Raw genomic sequence first — 17,976 nt, forward strand, 5'->3', positions numbered from 1 at the left:
CGAGGCAGATGGTTAGCCATCCGGCAAAGTTTTTCTTGCCACAGCGCGCGACTCGCTTATAGTTAGTGATATGGCTAAGCATGACCCAGATCTTTCGCGGCTCTTTCAGGCGCTGGCGGATCCGACCCGCCGGTCGATCCTGTCGCGTCTGGCCGAAGGCCCCGCCCCGGTGACAGAACTGGCCCATCCCACCGGGCTGCGCCTGCCGACGGTGATGCGCCATCTTGGCGTGCTGGAGGAGGCGGGGCTGATCGCCACGGCGAAAGACGGGCGGGTGCGCACCTGCGCCATCGTGCCCGAAGCCCTGGCACCGATGCGGACCTGGCTCGATGAGCAGCGGGCCATATGGGAATCCCGGCTCGACCGGCTGGACGACTATGTAATGACCCTGATGAAGGAGCGTGAGGCATGACACTGGACCTGGATCCAAGCACCGACCTGAGTTTCACCCGCACGCTGGCCGTGCCACGGCAGTTGATCTGGGAATGCTGGACCGAGCCGAAGCATATCCCGCATTTCTTCATCCCCGCGCCGCACAAGGTGACGGCGGTGGATATCGACCTGCGGGTCGGCGGGCGGTTCAACACCACCTTCGATGTGGACGGTCATGTGATGGACAATCACGGCGTCTATCTGGAGGTGGTGCCGGACGAAAAGCTGGTGTTCACCGATACCTATACCGAAGGCTGGAAACCCGCGCCCGAGCCGTTCATGACCGCGATCCTGCTGCTGTCGGATGCGCCGGGCGGCGGCACAACCTATACGGCCATCGCCCGCCACCGCAACGAGGGCAGCCGCAAGTCGCATGAGGACATGGGGTTCTTCGATGGCTGGGGCACGGTGGTCACACAGCTGGAAGCCTATGCCAAGGGCCTGATGCCATGACCGACCGCTTTGCCACCCTGACGTTCACGCGGCAGGTGGCAGCGCCACTCGCCACCCTGTGGCAGGCCTGGACGGCCCCCGCCGCGCGGGCGGTCTGGGCCGCGCCTGCGCCCACGGTCACGGTGGTCTTTCTGGAGGCGGACACGCGGGTGGGCGGGCGCGAAGTCTCGCTCTGCAAGCTTGAGGGCCAGCCCGACATCCGCTGTGACTGTGGCTGGCTGGATCTGGTGCCGCCGCAGCGCTGCGTGAATTACGAGGTGATCTCCTGCGAAGGTGTCACGCAATCCGCCGCCCTTGTGACCGCCGATTTCGTCCCTGCGGGGGAGGGCAGCCAGCTGGTGGTGACGGTGCAGCTTTCGTCGCTGGCGGCGGATATGCAGGCGGGCTACCGGCAGGGTTTTGGCGCCGGGCTCGACACTCTGGCGCAGGTGGCCGACCGCACGATGGTGTTGCAGCGCAGGATCATGGCCCCCCGGCAGGTGGTCTGGGGCGCGTGGATGAACCCCGAAACCCTGCCGCGCTGGTGGGGGCCGGACGGGTTTTCGTGCCGCACAAAGCGCATCGACCTGCGGGCAGGCGGCGAATGGGTGTTTGACATGATCGCCCCCGATGGCACGGTGTTCCCCAACCACCACCGCTATGGCGAGGTGCGGGCCGAAGATCGGATCAGCTATGCGCTGCACTGGGGCGAGAACGGGCCGAAACACGCCGATGCCTGGGCGCTGTTCGAAGAGGCCGACGGGGCCACAACCGTCACGCTGGGCATGATCTTCAGCTCTGCCGCCGAGTTTCAGGAGGCCAAGGGTTTTGGCGCGATCGAGCTGGGGATGCAGACGCTGGGCAAACTCGCGCGCTTCGTTGGGGCCGCGTAGGCCGATCTTCTACGCCCGGCCTGCCGCGCGCAAAAGCCGCCGCGCGCCATCCAGCGCGCGGGCCGCAACGGCACGGCTGCCTTTTTCGGCCTGAAGCGCCGACATGGGCACCTCCAACGCCACCGGCACCTGTGGCGGCAGGCGCGACAGGATGGCCGGCAGGTCGATCTGCCCAGAGCCGGGTGGCAGCCGTTCGGCGCGGCCCGTGTGCAGCAGCTCTTCGGTCGAATAGGGCGGATGGACCGCCGCATCGCAGAGATGCAGGAACGGCAGCCGCGCGGGAGGCAGGCCCTCCAGATCGGCCAGCGCACTGGCAGAGCGATCAAAATGCAGCGTGTCGATCAGGATACCGACATCGGCGATGCCCGTGCGTTCGACCACAGCCCGCGCGGCAGAGAGGCCGGGCACATTGGTCCAGGGAAAGAATTCCAAGGCGCAGGTCAGGCCAAACGGGTGGGCCAGCCTGTGCAGCGCGGCAAGATTGTCGGACAGCCGCGCAAGATCGGGGTCATACGGGGCGCAGATGACATGGCGCGCGCCAAGGGCCGCGCCCGCGTCCAGAAAGGGCAGCAGGGCTTCGGGGCGGAACTCGGGCGTCAACCGCACGAACTCGATGTCATTGACGGTGATGCCGGTCGCGTCCAGCGCCGCGCGGGTGTCGCGCAGCGCCGCCGGATCCGCGTGCAAGGCATAGCCGGGGGTGGTGTCTGTCACCCGGATCAGCCGCAGCCCGACGCGGTCATAGCCCAGCTCTGCCGCGAGCCGGATCATTCGGGGTGGCGGCAGGTCCAGCACTGTCAGGTGGGCAAGCGAGATCGGGGTCATGGGGCGGGATCCAGTTTGCAGGCCGCATGCAGGGCCGCGATATGGCCAAAGGTCAGGGCCGGGCCAAGATTGATGCCGCCTGCCGGGTAAAACCCGCCCATGACCGAAGCCATGTCGCCGCCCGCCGCATAGAGGCCGGGGATCGGCGCGCCCGCGCACAGCACCCGCGCGGCGGCGTCGGTGGCAAGGCCCGCGAAGGTGCCGAAGCTGCCGGGAATGACCCTGACCGCCAGATAGGGCGCGCGGTCGATCGGGGCAACGCAGGGGTTGGGCGTGTGCGCCGCATCGCCTTGCAGCCGCATATAGGCGGTGGTGCCCCGGTGAAATGCCGGGTCGTCCCCGCGGGCGGCGTGCAGGTTCCACTGATCCAGCGTGGCGCGCAGCCCCGCCGGATCAATGCCGCAGGCGGTGGCCAGCGCCTCGGGCGTCCTGGCCGATGTCAGATACCCCCGCCGCAGCCAGGGCCGCAGCGGCACCGGAAAGGGGCGCGAGATGCCCAGCCCATAGCGGCGCTGGAAGGCGCGGGTGGTGATCAGCCAGGCCTCGGGCGGCTGATCCGGCGGGGTGGCGGCCAGCAAGGCCGTGACGAAATCATGGTAGCCCAGCCCTTCATTGCAGAACCGCTGGCCGCTTGGCAGCACGGCGATCAGGCCGGGTTTGCCGCGCTCGATGATATGGGGGAAGGGCGCTTCACGGCCATCGGGCCAGCGCACCACCGACACCGGGCACCATGCGCCGGGGCTGGCCACCGCGCCTTGCCGCGCCCCCACCGCCTCGGCCATGCGCAGCCCGTCGCCGGTGGCGGTGGGCACGGCAAGGCTGCGGTGGGTTGCGTTCTGCGGGAATTGGGCGGCGCGCCGGTAGCTGTCATGCGGAAATCCGCCCGAGGCGAGCACCACGCCGCGCGTGGCCTGGATGGTGACTTCGGCGCCGTTGATGCGCAGCACCGCGCCGGTGATCAGTGCGCCCTGTTGCGTCAGCCGGATGGCGGGGCTGTGGGTGCGCAGCTCCACCCCCAGATCGGCGGCAGAGCGGATCAGCCGGGCCACCAGCGCGCTGCCATTGCGCAGCTGCATCGCCCTTCCATGGCGGGCCAGATCCCACAGGTGACGTGTCATCCGGCGGGCGACATGCAGAAAGGCCCGGGGCTGGCGCGTCATCGACATGAAGGCGCGCAGATCCGCCCCGGCCTGAATGGTCAGACCCCAGAAGCTGGTTTCGCGCAGCGGTTTGCGCAGCAGCGGCAGCAATGGGCCAAGGGCGCGCCCGTCATAGGGGGCTGCGATGACCGACCGTCCCCCCATGCCCGCGCCGGGCAGATGGCCATAGGTATCGGGAATATGGCTGCCGGGTTCAAAGACAAGCGCCGTATGGGTTTCAAGGAAGGCGACCATTCCGGGGGCATGGGTCAGGAAGCCCGCCACGCGCGCGGGGTCAAAGTAGGGGCCGAGCACGGCGCGCAGGTAGGTCTCGCAGGCTGCAACGCTCTCGACGATGCCGCTGCGGGCGCAGACCGGATTGCCCGGTGCCCAGATCCAGCCACCGGACCAGGCCGTCGTGCCACCCAGCACCGCGTCCTTTTCGGCAACGATCACCCGCAGACCGTGATGCGCGGCGGTGACGGCAGCCGACAGACCCGCCGCGCCGGAGCCGATCACCAGCAGATCGCAGCTTTCGGTCATCGCCTCCCCCGGAACAGGCCCGATGCCGGAAGCATGGCGCCAATTTCGGCGGCGGCAGCCTTCAAGGCGGGCAGCAGGGCGGCGCGGCGGGCCGGGGTCAAGCGAACGGCGGGGCCTGCGATGGACAGGCAGCCGGGCGCGGGTCCTTCGGCGGGGATCGCCACGGCAATCGCCGCCATTCCCGCCAGAAAACAATCCACCGCCTCGGCATGGCCCGCCGTGCGGCTGTGGGCCAGTGTTGCGACCACCTGTGCCATGTCCTGCCGCGTGCCGTCGGCAGCCCCGTCCGGCAGGGTCAGACCCTGCGCCGCAATCAGGCGCTGCGCGGTATCGGCGGGCAGGGTCGCCGCCCAGGCCCGCCCGCTGGCGCTATAGGCAAGCGAGGCCGAGGCCCCCTGTTCGCGCGCCGGATCATAGCGCAGCCCTGCGGTAGCACCTTGCGCAAAGGCCACCCAGACCAGCTGATCGCCATCGACCACCGACAGGCGCACCAGTTCTGCCGAGGTTGTGGCCAGCCGGTCCAGCACCGGCTGCGTCACATCCAGAACCCCGGTGCGCCCCAGCCATGAGAGGCCCATCGCCGCAAGGCGGATGGTCAGGGCGTAATCGCTGCTTTGGGGATCCTGCCGGACATAATCGGCGCGCAGAAGATCGTTCAGCAACCGATGCGCCGCCGAGGGCGCTATGCCCATCTGCGCCGCGACGGCCTGCACCGACAGCCCGGCGGGGTGCCGGCACAGCAGGTCCAGAACGGCAAGGGTGCGGTCAATTGCGGCGGTCATCGCGGGATCCGGGTTCAGGTGGGTTGGCCCTGATTATTGGAATGTCATTCCAAAAACAACCCTCTTTTCCTTTGCCCCCGTGCTGCTAGGCTTCGTCCATGAAGGAACTGACGCTCAGACAGATGGAAGTGGTGCGGGCGGTCATGATCGCGGGCAGCATTCAGGGTGCGGCAAATCTTCTGCATGTCTCGGCGCCCGGCATCAGCCGCCTGATCAAACATACCGAGGACGGTCTGGGCTTTCGCCTGTTCGAGCGTCGCGCCGGGGTCTTTGTGCCTGCGCCCGAGGCACATGCGATCTTTGCCATGCTCAACCAGGTTTACCGGCAGGTTGAAAACCTGAATGCGGCGGTCTCGTCGGTGCAAAAGGGGCAGGATTTCGCGCTGTCCTTTGCCTCGGCCCCGTCCATCGCGCAGTTCATTGCGGCGCGGGCGATCCGCACGATCCGGGGGCGGTTTCCCGATCTGATGATCGACCTCGACATTCTGAAGATCGAAGAGACGCTGGATTACCTGCTGCTGGAACGCGGGGAAATCGTGTTCATGTCCTCCTCGGTTGAAAACTCGGCGGTTGAATCGACGCCGCTTGTCACCGGGCGCATCGTTGCGATCCTGCCGGAAGGGCATGAACTGGCGGCGCAGGAGACGGTGTCCGTCCATGATCTGATCCGGTTTCCCTTCGTCGGCGTGGATCCGCGCGATCCCTATGGTGAAATCCTCGCCCGCCCGTTCCGCGATGCGGGGCTGGAGCCGCGCCACACCATGCGCGGGCGATTCGCACAAACGACGGTCAGCCTTGTGCGGCATGGTCTTGGCGTGGCGCTGATCGACGAATTCTCGGTGGCCGAGGTCTATATGCCGGGCCTGATCCGGCGGCCCCTGCGCGAGGATGCCACGATCACCGCCTTTGTCGTGCAGAAGCGCGGCCGCCAACTGTCCAGTTTTGCTGAATTTACCGTCGAACGGTTCCGGCTTGAGCTGACGGAAGCAACCGCGCGCAAGGCCTGGGATCCCGTGCGGCGGGATTAACACCAGGTTACGATAGTAGATATATCGGTATTTGCCGTTAAACCCGATTTGCGCGACAGTGCAAGCATCAGAGCCGGCAGACAGCAAACCGGACTGGGAGAGAGGGAGGGCCATACTGGGAGAGAGGTATGGCCAGAATGTCAGGGAGGACACCGACATGCTGAGGAAAACCGTTTTTGGTGCCGTCATCGCACTGGGCCTGGGCGCGCTGCCCGCATTGGCCGAATACCCCGAGAAAGAAATCCAGGGCATCATCCAATGGGGGGCCGGTGGGTCCACCGATACCGTGGCCCGCGCGATCACGCCCCATGCCGAAGCCAAGCTTGGCGGCACCATCGTGATGCAGAACGTGACCGGCGGTGTCGGCGCGATTGGCCTGAACCAGGTCGCCGATGCCGAGGCCGATGGCTATTCCATCCTGTTCGGCGCGGAAAACCCGCTGCTCTACAAGGTGATGAAGCTGGGCGACAAGGATTATGGCGATTTCGTTCCGGTCAATATCATTGCCCGGGGCGTGCCGGTTCTGGTCGCCAATGTGGATGCGCCCTTCAACACCTTCCCCGAGATGGTGGCCTATATCGGTGCGAATCCGAAGGCGGTGAAGTTCGGCTCCACCGGACCGGGCGGCCTGCCCTCGGTTGTCACCGCGATGATCAACTCCAAAACCCCGCTGGACGTGACCTTTGTGCCCTATGACGGCGACGGCCCGGCGCTGACCGCGTTGCAGGGCGGGGCCATCGATGTGATGCCCGCCGTGCTGGGGGCCGCCATGGAAGGCATCAAGGGCGGCACGATGAAGCCGATTGCCCTGTTCGAGGTCGAGCCCAGCCCGCAACTGCCGGATGTGCCGACCATCGTGTCGACCAACCCGGAATTCGCCGAGCTTCTGCCCTGGGGGCCGTTCTTTGGTGTCTTTGTTAAGAAAGGCACGCCGGATGACGTGGTGGCCAAACTGGTGAATGCCTATGCCGAAGCCGCCAAGCACCCCGACTTCGTATCGCTGATCGACGGTCGTGGCTTCAAGATGCTGTCGCTGTCGGGCGCCGAGGCCGAAGCCTTCCTGACCGCCTGGCAATCCACCACCGCCTGGCTGATCCATGAGGCGGGCCTGACCAAAGCCTCGCCCGAGGATTTTGGCATCGCCAAGCCCTGAGCCGGGTCTGACCGCCCACTGCCCTGAACTGACGCCGCCCCCTTTCCTCGCAACCGGGGCGGCGCGCCTATTCCAGACGACCGGGAGGGAGGAGCCACCCGGGCAAATCATCTGACCCTTGGGAGGGGAAAACAATGCAGACAAAGGAACCAAGACGGCCGGGCGAGTTGGTCTTCAACATCGCCATGGTTCTGGGCAGCCTGATCCTGTTGTGGTCTGCCTATGGCATTTCGGGGTTCGAGGCGATGTCCGCCCCCGGTGCGATCCCGATGGTGACGACCGCGGCAATGGTGATTTGCGGTGGCCTGATCCTGTGGGAGACGCTGAAGAAAAGTTCCGCCACGGACGAAAAGCTGGAACGGGACATCCTGCCGCTGCCGGTGGTGGTGACGATTGCCCTGATCGCGGCCTATTCCCTGTTGCTGAAACCGCTGGGATTCATTCCGACCTCGTTGCTGTTTCTGACGGTGATGATCCGCTATCTGGCCCAAAGCAGCTGGCTGCGCGCGGTTCTGTTGTCGCTGGCAATCGTGGCTGTCATCTACATGATCTTCCGCGTCGTGTTCACCGTGTTGATGCCGCCCGGGATCGTGCCCGAAGCGGAAATCATCGCCTGGGCCAAAGGCCTGTTCGCCGGAAAGGGGAACTGAGATGGACGTGATTCACAGCCTGCTGATCCCCATTCTGGACCTGCAACTGCTGGGGCTGATTGCGCTTGGCACCTTTGCGGGCATCTATGTCGGCGCCATTCCGGGCCTGTCTGTCACGATGGCGGTGTCGATCCTGATTTCCTTCACCTTCTCGTGGGATGTGTATCCGGCGCTGGCGCTGATGATCGGCATCTATATGGGCGGGGTCTATGGCGGGTCGCGCACCGCGATCCTGTTGAACATCCCCGGCGCGCCTGCGGCGATTGCCACCGCGCTGGACGGCTATCCCATGGCGCAAAAAGGTCAGGCGGGCGAGGCCATCGGCATCGTGACCGTGGTGTCCTTCATCGGTGGCTTCATCGGCATTTTCGCGCTTGCGGTCTTTGCCCCGCTGCTGGCCGATTTCGCGATCCGCTTCCAGCCGCGCGACTATTTCCTGCTGGGGGTGCTGGGCATCCTGCTGGTGGGGTCGCTGTCGGGCGAAAGTCTGGTCAAGGGCATCTTTGCGGGCGCGCTCGGCATTGGCCTTGGCGCGGTGGGCATGGACCCGCTGACCTTTACCGAACGCTTCACCTTCGGCACCGATGGCCTGCGCGCCGGTGTGTCCTTCGTCGCGGTGATGATCGGCATGTTCGGCATTTCGGAAGGGCTGATGCAGCTGCATACCGTCAACACGCCGGCGGTGAAGCAGAAGATCGGGCGGATCATTCCGTCCTGGCTGATGGTGCGCAAGCATCTGCCGCTCGGCCTGCAAACCTCGACCATCGGCACGGTGATCGGCGCCTTGCCCGGCACCGGCGGCGATATTGCGGCGCTGATTGCCTATGACCATGCAACGCGGGTCACGAAAAACCCCGAAGTGCCCTTTGGCAAGGGCGCAATCGAAGGGCTGGTCGCCCCGGAAACCGCCAACAACGCCGCCGTGGGCGGGGCCTTCATCCCGATGCTGACACTGGGTATTCCCGGCGATGCGGTGACGGCGATCATGATCGGCGCGCTGTTCATCCATGGTCTGAACCCGGGGCCGATGCTGATGGTGGAACAGCCCGACATGTTCTGGTTCATCGTCAGTGCGCTGGGTCTGGCCAATGTGTTCATGCTGATCTTCGGCCTGACCGGCATCAAGGCCTTCGTCAAGATCGTGGAAATGCCGCGTGCCATCCTGCTGCCGGTGATCCTGCTGTTGTCCATCGTCGGGGCCTATGCGGTGTCGAACAGCCTGAACGATGTCTATTGGATGCTGGGCTTCGGGGTGTTTGGTTACTTCATGAAGCTCTACGGTTATCCTCTGGGTCCGGTGATCCTGGGGGTCATCCTCAGCCGCCTGCTGGACGACAACTGGCGCCGGGCGATCATCTCGGATCAGGAAAGCCTGTGGCTGCTGCTGAAAGGCACGTTGATGAGCCCGCTGTCTCTGGTGCTGTTCGCCTCGGTTGTCCTGATCTTCGTGTCGAAAACGCCGCTTTGGGGCATGATCTTCCGCAAGAGGGCAGCATGACCGAGACCATCCGCCCCACGCCGATACGCCTTGGCCTGATCGGCGACAATATCGCCAAATCGCAGTCGCCCCGGCTGCACCGTCTGGCCGGGGCACAAAACGGGCGGCGCGTCACCTATGACCAACTGGTTCCCGCCGAACTGGGCAAGGATTTCGATGCGCTGTTTGCCGATGTTGCCGCCGCCGACTATCGCGGCGTCAACGTGACCTACCCCTACAAGGAACGTGCGGCGGCAAAGGTCATCGTCGAGGATCCGCTGGTGCGGGCCATCGGCGCGGTGAATACCGTGGTGTTTGACGACGGCGGTCCGCATGGCTTCAACACCGATTATTCGGGGTTCATGGCCGCCTATCGCCGGGTCCGGGGCGACGCCGCCCCCGGCCCGGTGCTGATGATCGGCGCAGGTGGGGTTGGCAGGGCGGTGGCCTTCGGGCTTGTGGCGCTCGGGCTGGAGGATATCCGCATCGTCGACCGTGATCTGCCCAAAGCCAGGGCGCTGGCCGCGGCTTTGGTGGCCGCCCGCCCCGGCCTTGTCGCACGGACCGGCACCGAAGCGGTAACGCTGGCGGCTGGGGCGGCGGGCATCATCAACTGCACCCCTGTCGGCATGGTCGGCTATGACGGCACGCCGCTGGCCCGCACCGCGCTGACCCAGGCCGCATGGGTGTTCGACGCGGTCTATACCCCGGTCGATACGCAATTCCTGCGCGATGCCGCCGCCGAAGGGCTTCAGGTCATTTCCGGCTATGAGCTGTTCTTCGGTCAGGGCGTGGACGCCTGGGCCATCTTCACCAATCTGCCGCTGGACGAAGCGCGGATGCGCCAGGAGCTGGCCGAAGGAAAGGACGTGACATGAAAACCTCGATCGCGACCGTCTCGATTTCCGGCACTTTCGCCGAAAAACTGGCGGCCATCGCCACCGCCGGTTTCGATGGCATCGAAATCTTCGAGCAAGATTTCATCGCGTCGGATTTCACCCCGGCCGAGGTGGGCCGCATGGTGCGCGATCACGGGCTGGAGATCACGCTGTTCCAGCCGTTCCGCGATTTTGAAGGCCTGCCCGAACCGCACCGCAGCCGCGCCTTTGCCCGCGCGGCGCGCAAGTTCGATCTGATGAACCAGCTGGGCACCGATCTGGTGCTGGTCTGCTCCAGCGTCCACCCCGCCGCGATGGGCGGGATTGACCGCATGGCCGCAGATTTTGCCGAACTTGGCGATCTGGCGCAAAGCCATGGCATCCGCGTCGGCTTCGAGGCGCTGGCCTGGGGTCGCCATGTCAACGACCACCGGGACGCCTGGGAGGTGGTGCGCCGCGCCGATCACCAGAATATCGGGCTGATCCTCGACAGTTTTCACACGCTGGGCCGCAAGATCGACCCCGACACCATCCGGCGTATTCCGGGCGACAAGATCTTTTTCGTGCAACTGGCCGACGCCCCGGCCATCGACATGGACCTGCTGTATTGGTCGCGCCACTTCCGCAACATGCCGGGCGAGGGTGATCTGGATGTGACCGGCTTCATGCGGGCGGTGCTCGCCACCGGCTATTCCGGCCCTCTGAGCCTTGAGATTTTCAACGATCAGTTCCGCGCGGGCCTGCCGCGTCTGGTCGCGCAGGATGGCCATCGCAGCCTGATTTCGCTGATGGACCGGGTGCGCCGATCCGAACCCACCGTGCCGGTCGCCTTGCCGGAGTTTCCGGCGGCGGCCCCGGTGGAGCGGGTGGAATTCATCGAATTTGCCACCTCTGCCGAGGATGCGCCGGGGCTGGAAGCGCTGTTGGCGGCAACCGGCTTTGCCCGCGCGGGCAGCCATGTGTCAAAGCCGGTCACGCTGTGGCGGCAAGGCGGCGTCAATGTGCTGGTGAACACCGACAGCACCGGCTTTGCCCATACCTCGTTTGTGGCGCATGGCACCACCGTGTCCGAAGTGGCGTTGATGGTGCCCGATGCACAGGCAACCCATGCGCGGGCGCTGGCCCTGCTGGCGCGGGATCACCGCCAGCCCGGCCAGCCGGACGAGCTGGAGATCCCGGCCATCCGCGGGGTGGGCGGCAGCATTCTGCGGCTGCTGGATTCAGGCTCTGATCTGGCGCGCATCTGGTCGGTGGATTTCCGCAGCGATGCGGCGGCGCTGGAGGGGGCGGGCCTGACCGGCATCGACCATCTGGGTCAGACCATGGCCTATGACGAAATGCTCAGCTGGGCGCTGTTCTACGCCTCGATCTTTGATGCAAAGAAAGCGCCGATGGTGGATGTGGCCGATCCTGACGGATTGGTGCGCAGTCAGGCGGTGCAATCGGGCGGGCTGCGCATCACCCTGAACGGGGCCGAGGCGCGGCGCACCCTTGCCGGCCGCTTTGTCGAGGAGACCTTTGGCGCATCGGTGCAGCACATCGCCTTTGCCACCGTCGACATCTTTGCCACGGCGGCTCGGCTGGCCGAGCGCGACTTTCCGCTGTTGCAGATCGGCGAGAATTATTATGACGATGTCGAGGCCCGCTTTGGCCTTGATCCGGCGCTTGTGGCGCGGATGCGCGCCGCCAAGGTGCTCTATGACGAAGACGCGGGCGGGCAGTTCTTTCAACTCTACTCGGCCCCGCGCCCCGACGGGTTCTTTCTGGAGATCGTGCAGCGGCAGGGCAACTATCTGGGCTATGGCGCGCCCAACGCGCCCTTCCGCATCGCGGCGCAGAAACGCTATGCCCGGCCCGCCGGGATGCCAAGGCTTTAGGGCGGGGTGTTGTCGTGGCACAGGTGGATCAGCTGGTTCAACCCTGGCACCACTGGCCCCGCCTGTCTGCGCGTGATGCCCACCGACCCCGACAGAAAGCGGGCCCCGGTGGGCAGAACCACCATATCGCCCCGGTCCACCTCATCGGCCACCACCCCGCGCGAGATGAACCAGACCGCATCCGACCCGGCCAGAATACCCCGGCCCACCGCAAGGGCGGCTGTCTCGAACGCCGGGCGCAGGGCGGGCAGGCCAAGCGTCGCCAGAAAATCGTTTACCGCGCGGCGGATCAAGGCGCCTTCCGGCGGCAGGATCAGCGGCACCGCCTGCAACAGGCCGGGCAGGGACTGTGCCCGCAGCGGATGCCCGGCGCGGGCGACCAGCACGATTTCCTCTTCATAGAGATGCTCGAACGCCAGTCCGGCCATTTCGCCCGCCACCGGCATCCGCCCGATCATCAGGTCGATCTCATCCTCGCGCAGCAGGCGCAGCAGATAGGAATGTGGCCCCGTCTCGATCTTCAGCAGTGTTTCGGGATGGGCCTCGCGGAAGCGCAGTGCCACGCGTGGGAACAGCCGGGGCGCGGCGGTGGGCAGGATGCCGACGCGGATGCTGTCACCACTGCCGCCCGGACGCAGCGCCGCAACACCATCCTCCAGCGATTGCAGCCCCAGACTCGCGTGGCGGCGAAACAGCGCGCCCGCTTCGGTCAGCACCAGCCGCCGCTTTTCGCGGCGAAACAGCGGGGTGGCCAGCAGATCCTCCATTTCGGCCAGGGTGCGGCTCAGGGCGGGCTGGCTGATGCCATGCCGCCGCGCGACGGAGGACAGGCTGCCGTCGGCGGCGATGTCCAGAAAGGCGCGGATGTGGCGCAGCTTGAGGGCCGGGTGCATAATCATATGGGTATCAACATTGCCGTATTTCGCATTATCGCATCTGGATTGCGCGGTTTATATTATGGATGGGAGTATGAATGATGCAAGCTTTGAAACGTCCGTTCGGCAGTCTTCATGTGCAGGTCGATGGCCCCGAAGCCGCGCCTGCCGTGGTTTTCGCCAATTCGCTGGGCACCGATCTGCGGCTCTGGGACCGGGTACTGCCGGTGCTGCCGCAGGGGTTGCGTTATATCCGTTATGACAAGCGCGGGCATGGCCTGTCCGCGCTGGGGGGCGGCGCAGAGATTGGCGACCATGCAGAGGACGCGATTGCCGTGATCGAAGGCGTTGCGCGTGGCCCGGTGGTTTTTGTCGGTCTGTCGATTGGCGGGTTGATCGGGCAGGTGGTCGCCAGCCGCCGCCCCGATCTGATCCGCGCCATCGTGCTGTCGAATACGGCCGCGAAACTGGGCACGGCCGAAAGCTGGCAGGCGCGGATTCAGGCCGTGCAGGAGGCTGGGCTGGACAGCATTGCCGATGCGGTGATGGAGCGCTGGTTCGCCCCCGCCTTTCGCGCCACGCCCGAGCTGGGCCTTTGGCGTGCCATGCTGGCCCGCACGCCCGCGCAGGGCTATGCCGCCGCCTGCGCGGCACTGGCCGGGGCCGATCAGACCGAGGCGACGCGGGCGCTGCGCCTGCCCGCGCTGGTGATCGCCGGATCGGAGGACGGGGCCAGCCCGAGTGCCACCGTCCAGGCCACCGCCGCGCTGATCGCAGGGGCGGCCTTCCACGAAATCGCCGGGGCGGGGCATCTGCCCTGCGTCGAAACCCCTGCCGCCTGGGCCGCCCTCGCCGCACCCTTCCTGAAAGCACATGCCCATGTCTGAGCTGACCGAAACGGGCATGAAAACCCGTCGCCGCGTGCTGGGGGATGCCCATGTCAACCGCGCCGAAACGGCCAAGACCGGGGCCGATGCCCCGTTTCAGGCGCTGATCACCGATGCGGCCTGGGGCCATGTCTGGAGCCGCGACACCATCACCCTGCGCGAGCGCAGCATGCTGACCATCGCGCTGTTGGCCGGGCTTGGCAATGATCACGAACTGGCCATGCACATCCGCGCCACGGCCAATACCGGGGCCAGTCAGACCGATGTGATGGAGGCGCTGCTGCATGTCGCCATCTATGCCGGTGTGCCGCGCGCCAACCATGCCATCAGGATCGCCAAGGACACATTCGCCACCATGGCCACCACCAGCACCGGGGAGACAGAATGAAACCCGCCGAGTTCTATCAACGCGACCGCCTGTGGCAGCCGCCCGCCCTGACGCCGGACTACAAGACCAGCGTGGCGCGCAGCCCGCGTCTGGCGATGCTGTCGTTGCAAGGATCCCTGTCCGATATCACCGGGCCGACCTTTGGCCACAGCGACATTGATCCGATCGACAATGACCTGATCAAGAACTACGCCAAGACAGGCGACCCGGTGGGGGAACGCATCATCGTCCATGGCCGGGTGCTGGATGAAAACGGGCGCGGCGTGCCGAACACGCTGGTCGAGATCTGGCAGGCCAATGCGGGCGGGCGCTACCGGCACAAGAAGGACAGCTATCTTGCGCCGGTCGATCCGAATTTTGGCGGCTGTGGCCGCACCCTGACCGATGATCAGGGCTATTACTTCTTCCGTACGATCAAGCCGGGTGCCTACCCCTGGCGCAACTGGGTCAACAACTGGCGGCCCGCGCATATCCATGTGTCGGTGTTCGGAACCGCATTTGCGCAGCGGCTGATCACCCAGATGTATTTCGAGGGGGATCCTCTGATCGCCAAATGCCCCATCGTCGCCACCATCCCCGATCCCCGCGCGATTGATCAGCTGATCGCGCCGCTCGACATGAACGCGGCCATCCCGTTGGATTGCCTGGCCTACAAGTTCGACATCGTGTTGCGCGGTCGGCGCTCCACCCTTTTTGAAAACCGGCTGGAGGGGAACTGACATGGCGCAGCCGCTGAATTACCTCAAGGAATCCGCGTCGCAGACGGCGGGGCCCTATGTGCATATCGGCCTCGCGCCCGGGGCTGCGGGGTTTGACATCTACCGGCAGGAACTGGGGCAGGTGATCGCGGGGCCGGAGACGCCCGGCGAACGGATCCGGGTCGAAGGCATGGTGCTGGATGGCACGGGCGCGCCGGTCAAGGATGTCTTGCTGGAAGTCTGGCAGGCAGATGCGGCGGGCATCTATCCCCACTCCGAAGACCCGCGCGCCGCCGAGGTGGCCCCCGGCTTTCGCGGCTGGGGCCGGGTGATCACCGATTTCGACACCGGCCTCTGGGGGTTTGATACCATCAAGCCCGGCGTCGTGATGGGCCGCAACGGGCGGCCCATGGCGCCGCATGTCACGCTCTGGATCGTTGCGCGCGGCATCAACATCGGCCTCAACACCCGGATGTATTTCGAGGACGAGGACAACAGCGCCGATCCGGTGCTCAATCTGGTCGAGCAGGCCCCGCGCCGCGACACCCTTCTGGCGCGCAGGGTCAAGCCCGGCCTCTATCGTTTCGACATCCGTCTGCAAGGCGATGGCGAAACCGTGTTCATGGATATCTGACTCATGGAAAATCCCTGCATCATCTGTGTGGCCATCACGGGCTCCTTGCCGCGCAAGGCCGACAATTCGGCGGTGCCGATCACAATCGCCGAACAGGTCGAATCCACCCATGCTGCGTTCGAGGCCGGGGCGACCATCGCGCATTGCCATGTGCGCAATGAGGACGAGACGCCCTCTTCGGACCCCGAGAAGTTCGCGGCGCTGAAAGAGGGGCTGGAAAAGCACTGCCCCGGCATGATCGTGCAACTGTCCACCGGCGGGCGTTCCGGCGCGGGGCAGACGCGCGGCGGCATGTTGCCGCTGCGGCCCGATATGGCGAGCCTGTCGGTGGGGTCGAACAACTTTCCCACCCGCGTCTACGAGAATCCGCCCGATCTCGTTGATTGGCTGGCCGGCGAGATGCGCAGCCATGGCGTGAAGCCCGAGATCGAGGCGTTCGACCTGTCGCATATCCTGAAAGCCAAGGAGATGTGGGACAAGGGCCAGATCGTTGACCGCCCCTATGTGCAATTCGTGATGGGGGTGAAGAACGCGATGCCCGCCGACCGCGAGGTGTTCAACTATTATATCCAGACCGTGCACCGGCTGTTTGGCGCAGATGCGCCATGGTGTGCGGCGGGGATCGGGCCGAACCAGATCGTGCTGAATGATTGGGCGGTGTCCTCCGGCGGCCATGCCCGGACCGGGCTGGAAGATAACGTGCGTCTGGACAAGACGCGGCTTGCCCCCTCCAATGCGACCCTCGTGCAGCGTGTGGTGGCGCTTTGCGAAAAATACGAGCGCCCCGTTGCCACCTGGCGGCAGGCCCGCGCCATCCTTGGCCTGAAGCCCGTCAGCGCCTAGGATGGCTTACCCCGCCCCGACAGATGCCCGCCTGAACCGATAGGACAGCCATGCCCGCCGCCCCCGCCGATTCCCAGATCTACGGTCACCTGTTTGGTGACGCGGACACCGCCCGCCTGTTCTCGGACAGTGCGGAAATCCGTGCCATGCTGTTGGTGGAAGGGGCGCTGGCGCGGGTGCAGGGGGCGCTTGGCGTGATCCCCGCCGAGGCCGCCGCCTTCATCGACCGCGCCTCGCAAGAGGTGGTGATCGACCCGAGCGCGCTTGCCGCCGAAACCGCGCTGAATGGCGTGCCGGTGCCCGCGCTGCTGGCGGCGTTTCGCAAGGCCGCAGGCGCGCCCGAACCGATGCAATATCTGCATTGGGGCGCCACCAGTCAGGACATCATGGACACCGGGCTTGCCCTGCGGCTGCGCCCGATGCTGGCGCATTGGCAGGGGCGGTTCGACGCGCTGCTGGTGCGGCTGGGCCAACTTGCCGAGGACACGGCGACCCTACCGATGACGGGCCGCACCTATGGTCAGGCGGCGACACCCACCAGTTTCGGTGCGGTCGTTGCGGGCTGGGGCTGGCCGGTGCTGGAGCGGCGGCAGCATTTGGCCGGGCTGTGTGACAGCCTGCTGAAAGTGTCCTTGTCGGGGGCGGCGGGCACGCTGTCGGCGATGGGGCAGGACGGCCCGGCGGTGCGGGCCGCGCTTGCCACCGAACTCGGTCTCGCGGACCCCGGCCACAGCTGGCACAGCGACCGGTCCGGCCTGGGGCAGCTCGCCGCCTTTGCCGCAGGGCTGGCCGGCAGTCTGGGTAAGCTGGGCGAGGATGTCATTCTGCTCTGCCAGTCGGGCATTGCCGAGGTGACGCTGGGCGGGGCCGGCGGCGGATCGTCGACGATGCCGCAGAAGCAGAACCCGGTTGCCCCTTCGGCGCTGGTCGCGTTGGCCCGGCATGTCATCGGGCTTGCGGCACTTGTGCAGGGGGCCGCGCTGCACCGCCAGCAACGCGACGGGGCCGCATGGTTCGGCGAATGGCTGGCGCTGCCGCAACTGTGCATCTGCACCGGGCGGATGCTGACACTGGCGCAGGATCTGATGGCGACCCTGACCCCGGTGAATGCCGCCATGGCGCGTGCCTTGGAGGAAGGCAACGGCCTGATCCATGCCGAGGCGCTGAGCTTTGCTCTGGCCGAACGGATGCCGCGCCCCGACGCGCAGGCATTGGTCAAGCAGATGTGTGCCGAGGCCACGGCCAGCGGCACGCCGCTGCTGACACTCGCCGCGCAGCGCTTTCCGCATCTCGCCGGGCAGCAGGGTCTGGCCGCCAGCGGCCTTGGTCAAGCCCCCGCCGAGGCGCGTGCCTTCGCCGCGCGGGTGCGGGAGGGCTGAGGGTTGCGTCAAAGCGCCTGTCAGGATTGGCGCGGCAATGGGGCACCCCGCTTGGCGCGCAGGCATCAGGTGCAATGAGCCTGACCCCGGCCCTTGCCTCTGGCGCGCCCACGTAGGACTATTTGCCCGCCGCAGCAGAATGTGCTGATGGAAAGGGGAGCAG

General features: G+C 66.1%; 19 protein-coding genes. 15 read left to right on the plus strand and 4 right to left on the minus strand.

All coding sequences use genetic code 11. The features are described from left to right. The first annotated feature begins 70 nt into the window (after window positions 1-70). From KM031_RS17310 to KM031_RS17320, 3 genes are read left to right on the plus strand one after another with little or no spacing between them, the layout of a single operon-like run. Window positions 71-412 (plus strand): ArsR/SmtB family transcription factor, encoded by a 342-nt coding sequence (locus tag KM031_RS17310; protein WP_215505257.1) that lies wholly within the window; start codon window positions 71-73, stop codon window positions 410-412. Between the two features lie 2 nt (window positions 413-414). Then, window positions 415-885 (plus strand): SRPBCC family protein, encoded by a 471-nt coding sequence (locus KM031_RS17315; protein WP_215505445.1) that lies wholly within the window; start codon window positions 415-417, stop codon window positions 883-885. Beyond that, on the plus strand, window positions 882-1,757 hold the full coding sequence (locus tag KM031_RS17320) for an SRPBCC domain-containing protein (protein WP_215505256.1): 876 nt from the start codon (window positions 882-884) through the stop codon (window positions 1,755-1,757). Before KM031_RS17315 ends, KM031_RS17320 begins: the two co-directional genes overlap by 4 nt. A gap of 9 nt (window positions 1,758-1,766) precedes the next feature. Here the strand turns inward: KM031_RS17320 and KM031_RS17325 are convergent, their stop codons facing one another. Genes KM031_RS17325 through KM031_RS17335 form a run of 3 tightly spaced genes read right to left on the minus strand, consistent with a single transcriptional unit; the run spans window position 1,767 to window position 5,046 of the window. Beyond that, entirely contained in the window at window positions 1,767-2,582 is an 816-nt protein-coding gene (locus KM031_RS17325; protein ID WP_215505255.1) for a sugar phosphate isomerase/epimerase family protein, read from the minus strand. Next, on the minus strand, window positions 2,579-4,264 hold the full coding sequence (locus KM031_RS17330) for an FAD-dependent oxidoreductase (RefSeq protein ID WP_215505254.1): 1,686 nt from the start codon (window positions 4,262-4,264) through the stop codon (window positions 2,579-2,581). Before KM031_RS17330 ends, KM031_RS17325 begins: the two co-directional genes overlap by 4 nt. Next, complete coding sequence (locus KM031_RS17335; RefSeq protein ID WP_215505253.1) at window positions 4,261-5,046, minus strand: IclR family transcriptional regulator; 786 nt, start codon at window positions 5,044-5,046, stop codon at window positions 4,261-4,263. Before KM031_RS17335 ends, KM031_RS17330 begins: the two co-directional genes overlap by 4 nt. Before the next feature lie 98 nt (window positions 5,047-5,144). On the opposite strand from KM031_RS17335, the gene KM031_RS17340 reads away from it, so the two are divergent. The 6 genes from KM031_RS17340 (at window position 5,145) to KM031_RS17365 (ending at window position 12,109) form a co-directional block, all read left to right on the plus strand. Then, window positions 5,145-6,074 carry a LysR family transcriptional regulator gene (locus KM031_RS17340; RefSeq protein ID WP_215505252.1) on the plus strand — a complete coding sequence of 310 codons (930 nt, stop codon included), beginning with the start codon at window positions 5,145-5,147 and terminating at the stop codon, window positions 6,072-6,074. A gap of 160 nt (window positions 6,075-6,234) precedes the next feature. Continuing rightward, the gene (locus KM031_RS17345) at window positions 6,235-7,227 is read left to right on the plus strand and encodes a Bug family tripartite tricarboxylate transporter substrate binding protein (RefSeq protein ID WP_260692177.1); all 993 of its coding nucleotides are present in this window, start codon (window positions 6,235-6,237) and stop codon (window positions 7,225-7,227) included. Window positions 7,228-7,361: 134 nt separating this feature from the next. After that, window positions 7,362-7,877, plus strand: coding sequence for a tripartite tricarboxylate transporter TctB family protein (locus KM031_RS17350; protein WP_215505250.1), 516 nt, complete (start codon window positions 7,362-7,364; stop codon window positions 7,875-7,877). Between the two features lies 1 nt (window position 7,878). Next, on the plus strand, window positions 7,879-9,375 hold the full coding sequence (locus tag KM031_RS17355; RefSeq protein WP_215505249.1) for a tripartite tricarboxylate transporter permease: 1,497 nt from the start codon (window positions 7,879-7,881) through the stop codon (window positions 9,373-9,375). Then, complete coding sequence (locus tag KM031_RS17360; protein ID WP_215505248.1) at window positions 9,372-10,232, plus strand: shikimate dehydrogenase family protein; 861 nt, start codon at window positions 9,372-9,374, stop codon at window positions 10,230-10,232. The genes KM031_RS17355 and KM031_RS17360 overlap by 4 nt, the downstream gene beginning before the upstream one ends. Continuing rightward, on the plus strand, window positions 10,229-12,109 hold the full coding sequence (locus tag KM031_RS17365) for a bifunctional sugar phosphate isomerase/epimerase/4-hydroxyphenylpyruvate dioxygenase family protein (RefSeq protein ID WP_215505247.1): 1,881 nt from the start codon (window positions 10,229-10,231) through the stop codon (window positions 12,107-12,109). Before KM031_RS17360 ends, KM031_RS17365 begins: the two co-directional genes overlap by 4 nt. Here the strand turns inward: KM031_RS17365 and KM031_RS17370 are convergent. Further along, complete coding sequence (locus KM031_RS17370; RefSeq protein ID WP_215505246.1) at window positions 12,106-13,008, minus strand: LysR substrate-binding domain-containing protein; 903 nt, start codon at window positions 13,006-13,008, stop codon at window positions 12,106-12,108. The two genes, KM031_RS17365 and KM031_RS17370, sit on opposite strands and share 4 nt — an antisense overlap. Before the next feature lie 77 nt (window positions 13,009-13,085). Here KM031_RS17370 and pcaD point away from each other — a divergent pair, with 77 nt between their 5' ends. From pcaD to KM031_RS17400, 6 genes are read left to right on the plus strand one after another with little or no spacing between them, the layout of a single operon-like run. Further along, window positions 13,086-13,871: a 3-oxoadipate enol-lactonase gene (pcaD, locus tag KM031_RS17375; protein WP_215505444.1), complete on the plus strand. Its 786-nt coding sequence runs from the start codon at window positions 13,086-13,088 to the stop codon at window positions 13,869-13,871. Beyond that, a complete protein-coding gene (gene pcaC / locus KM031_RS17380; RefSeq protein WP_215505245.1) occupies window positions 13,864-14,259 on the plus strand; it encodes a 4-carboxymuconolactone decarboxylase in 396 nt (131 codons plus the stop codon). Before pcaD ends, pcaC begins: the two co-directional genes overlap by 8 nt. After that, window positions 14,256-14,978: a protocatechuate 3,4-dioxygenase subunit beta gene (gene pcaH / locus KM031_RS17385; protein ID WP_215505244.1), complete on the plus strand. Its 723-nt coding sequence runs from the start codon at window positions 14,256-14,258 to the stop codon at window positions 14,976-14,978. The genes pcaC and pcaH overlap by 4 nt, the downstream gene beginning before the upstream one ends. Window position 14,979: 1 nt before the next feature. Beyond that, entirely contained in the window at window positions 14,980-15,591 is a 612-nt protein-coding gene (gene pcaG, locus KM031_RS17390; protein WP_215505243.1) for a protocatechuate 3,4-dioxygenase subunit alpha, read from the plus strand. Window positions 15,592-15,594: 3 nt separating this feature from the next. After that, the gene (locus KM031_RS17395; protein WP_215505242.1) at window positions 15,595-16,434 is read left to right on the plus strand and encodes a 3-oxoadipate:acetyl-CoA acetyltransferase; all 840 of its coding nucleotides are present in this window, start codon (window positions 15,595-15,597) and stop codon (window positions 16,432-16,434) included. 50 nt (window positions 16,435-16,484) lie between these two features. Beyond that, window positions 16,485-17,813: a lyase family protein gene (locus KM031_RS17400; protein ID WP_215505241.1), complete on the plus strand. Its 1,329-nt coding sequence runs from the start codon at window positions 16,485-16,487 to the stop codon at window positions 17,811-17,813. Window positions 17,814-17,976: the final 163 nt, after the last annotated feature.

This window comes from Gemmobacter fulvus (assembly GCF_018798885.1).
Taxonomy (GTDB): Bacteria; Pseudomonadota; Alphaproteobacteria; order Rhodobacterales; family Rhodobacteraceae; genus Gemmobacter; species Gemmobacter fulvus.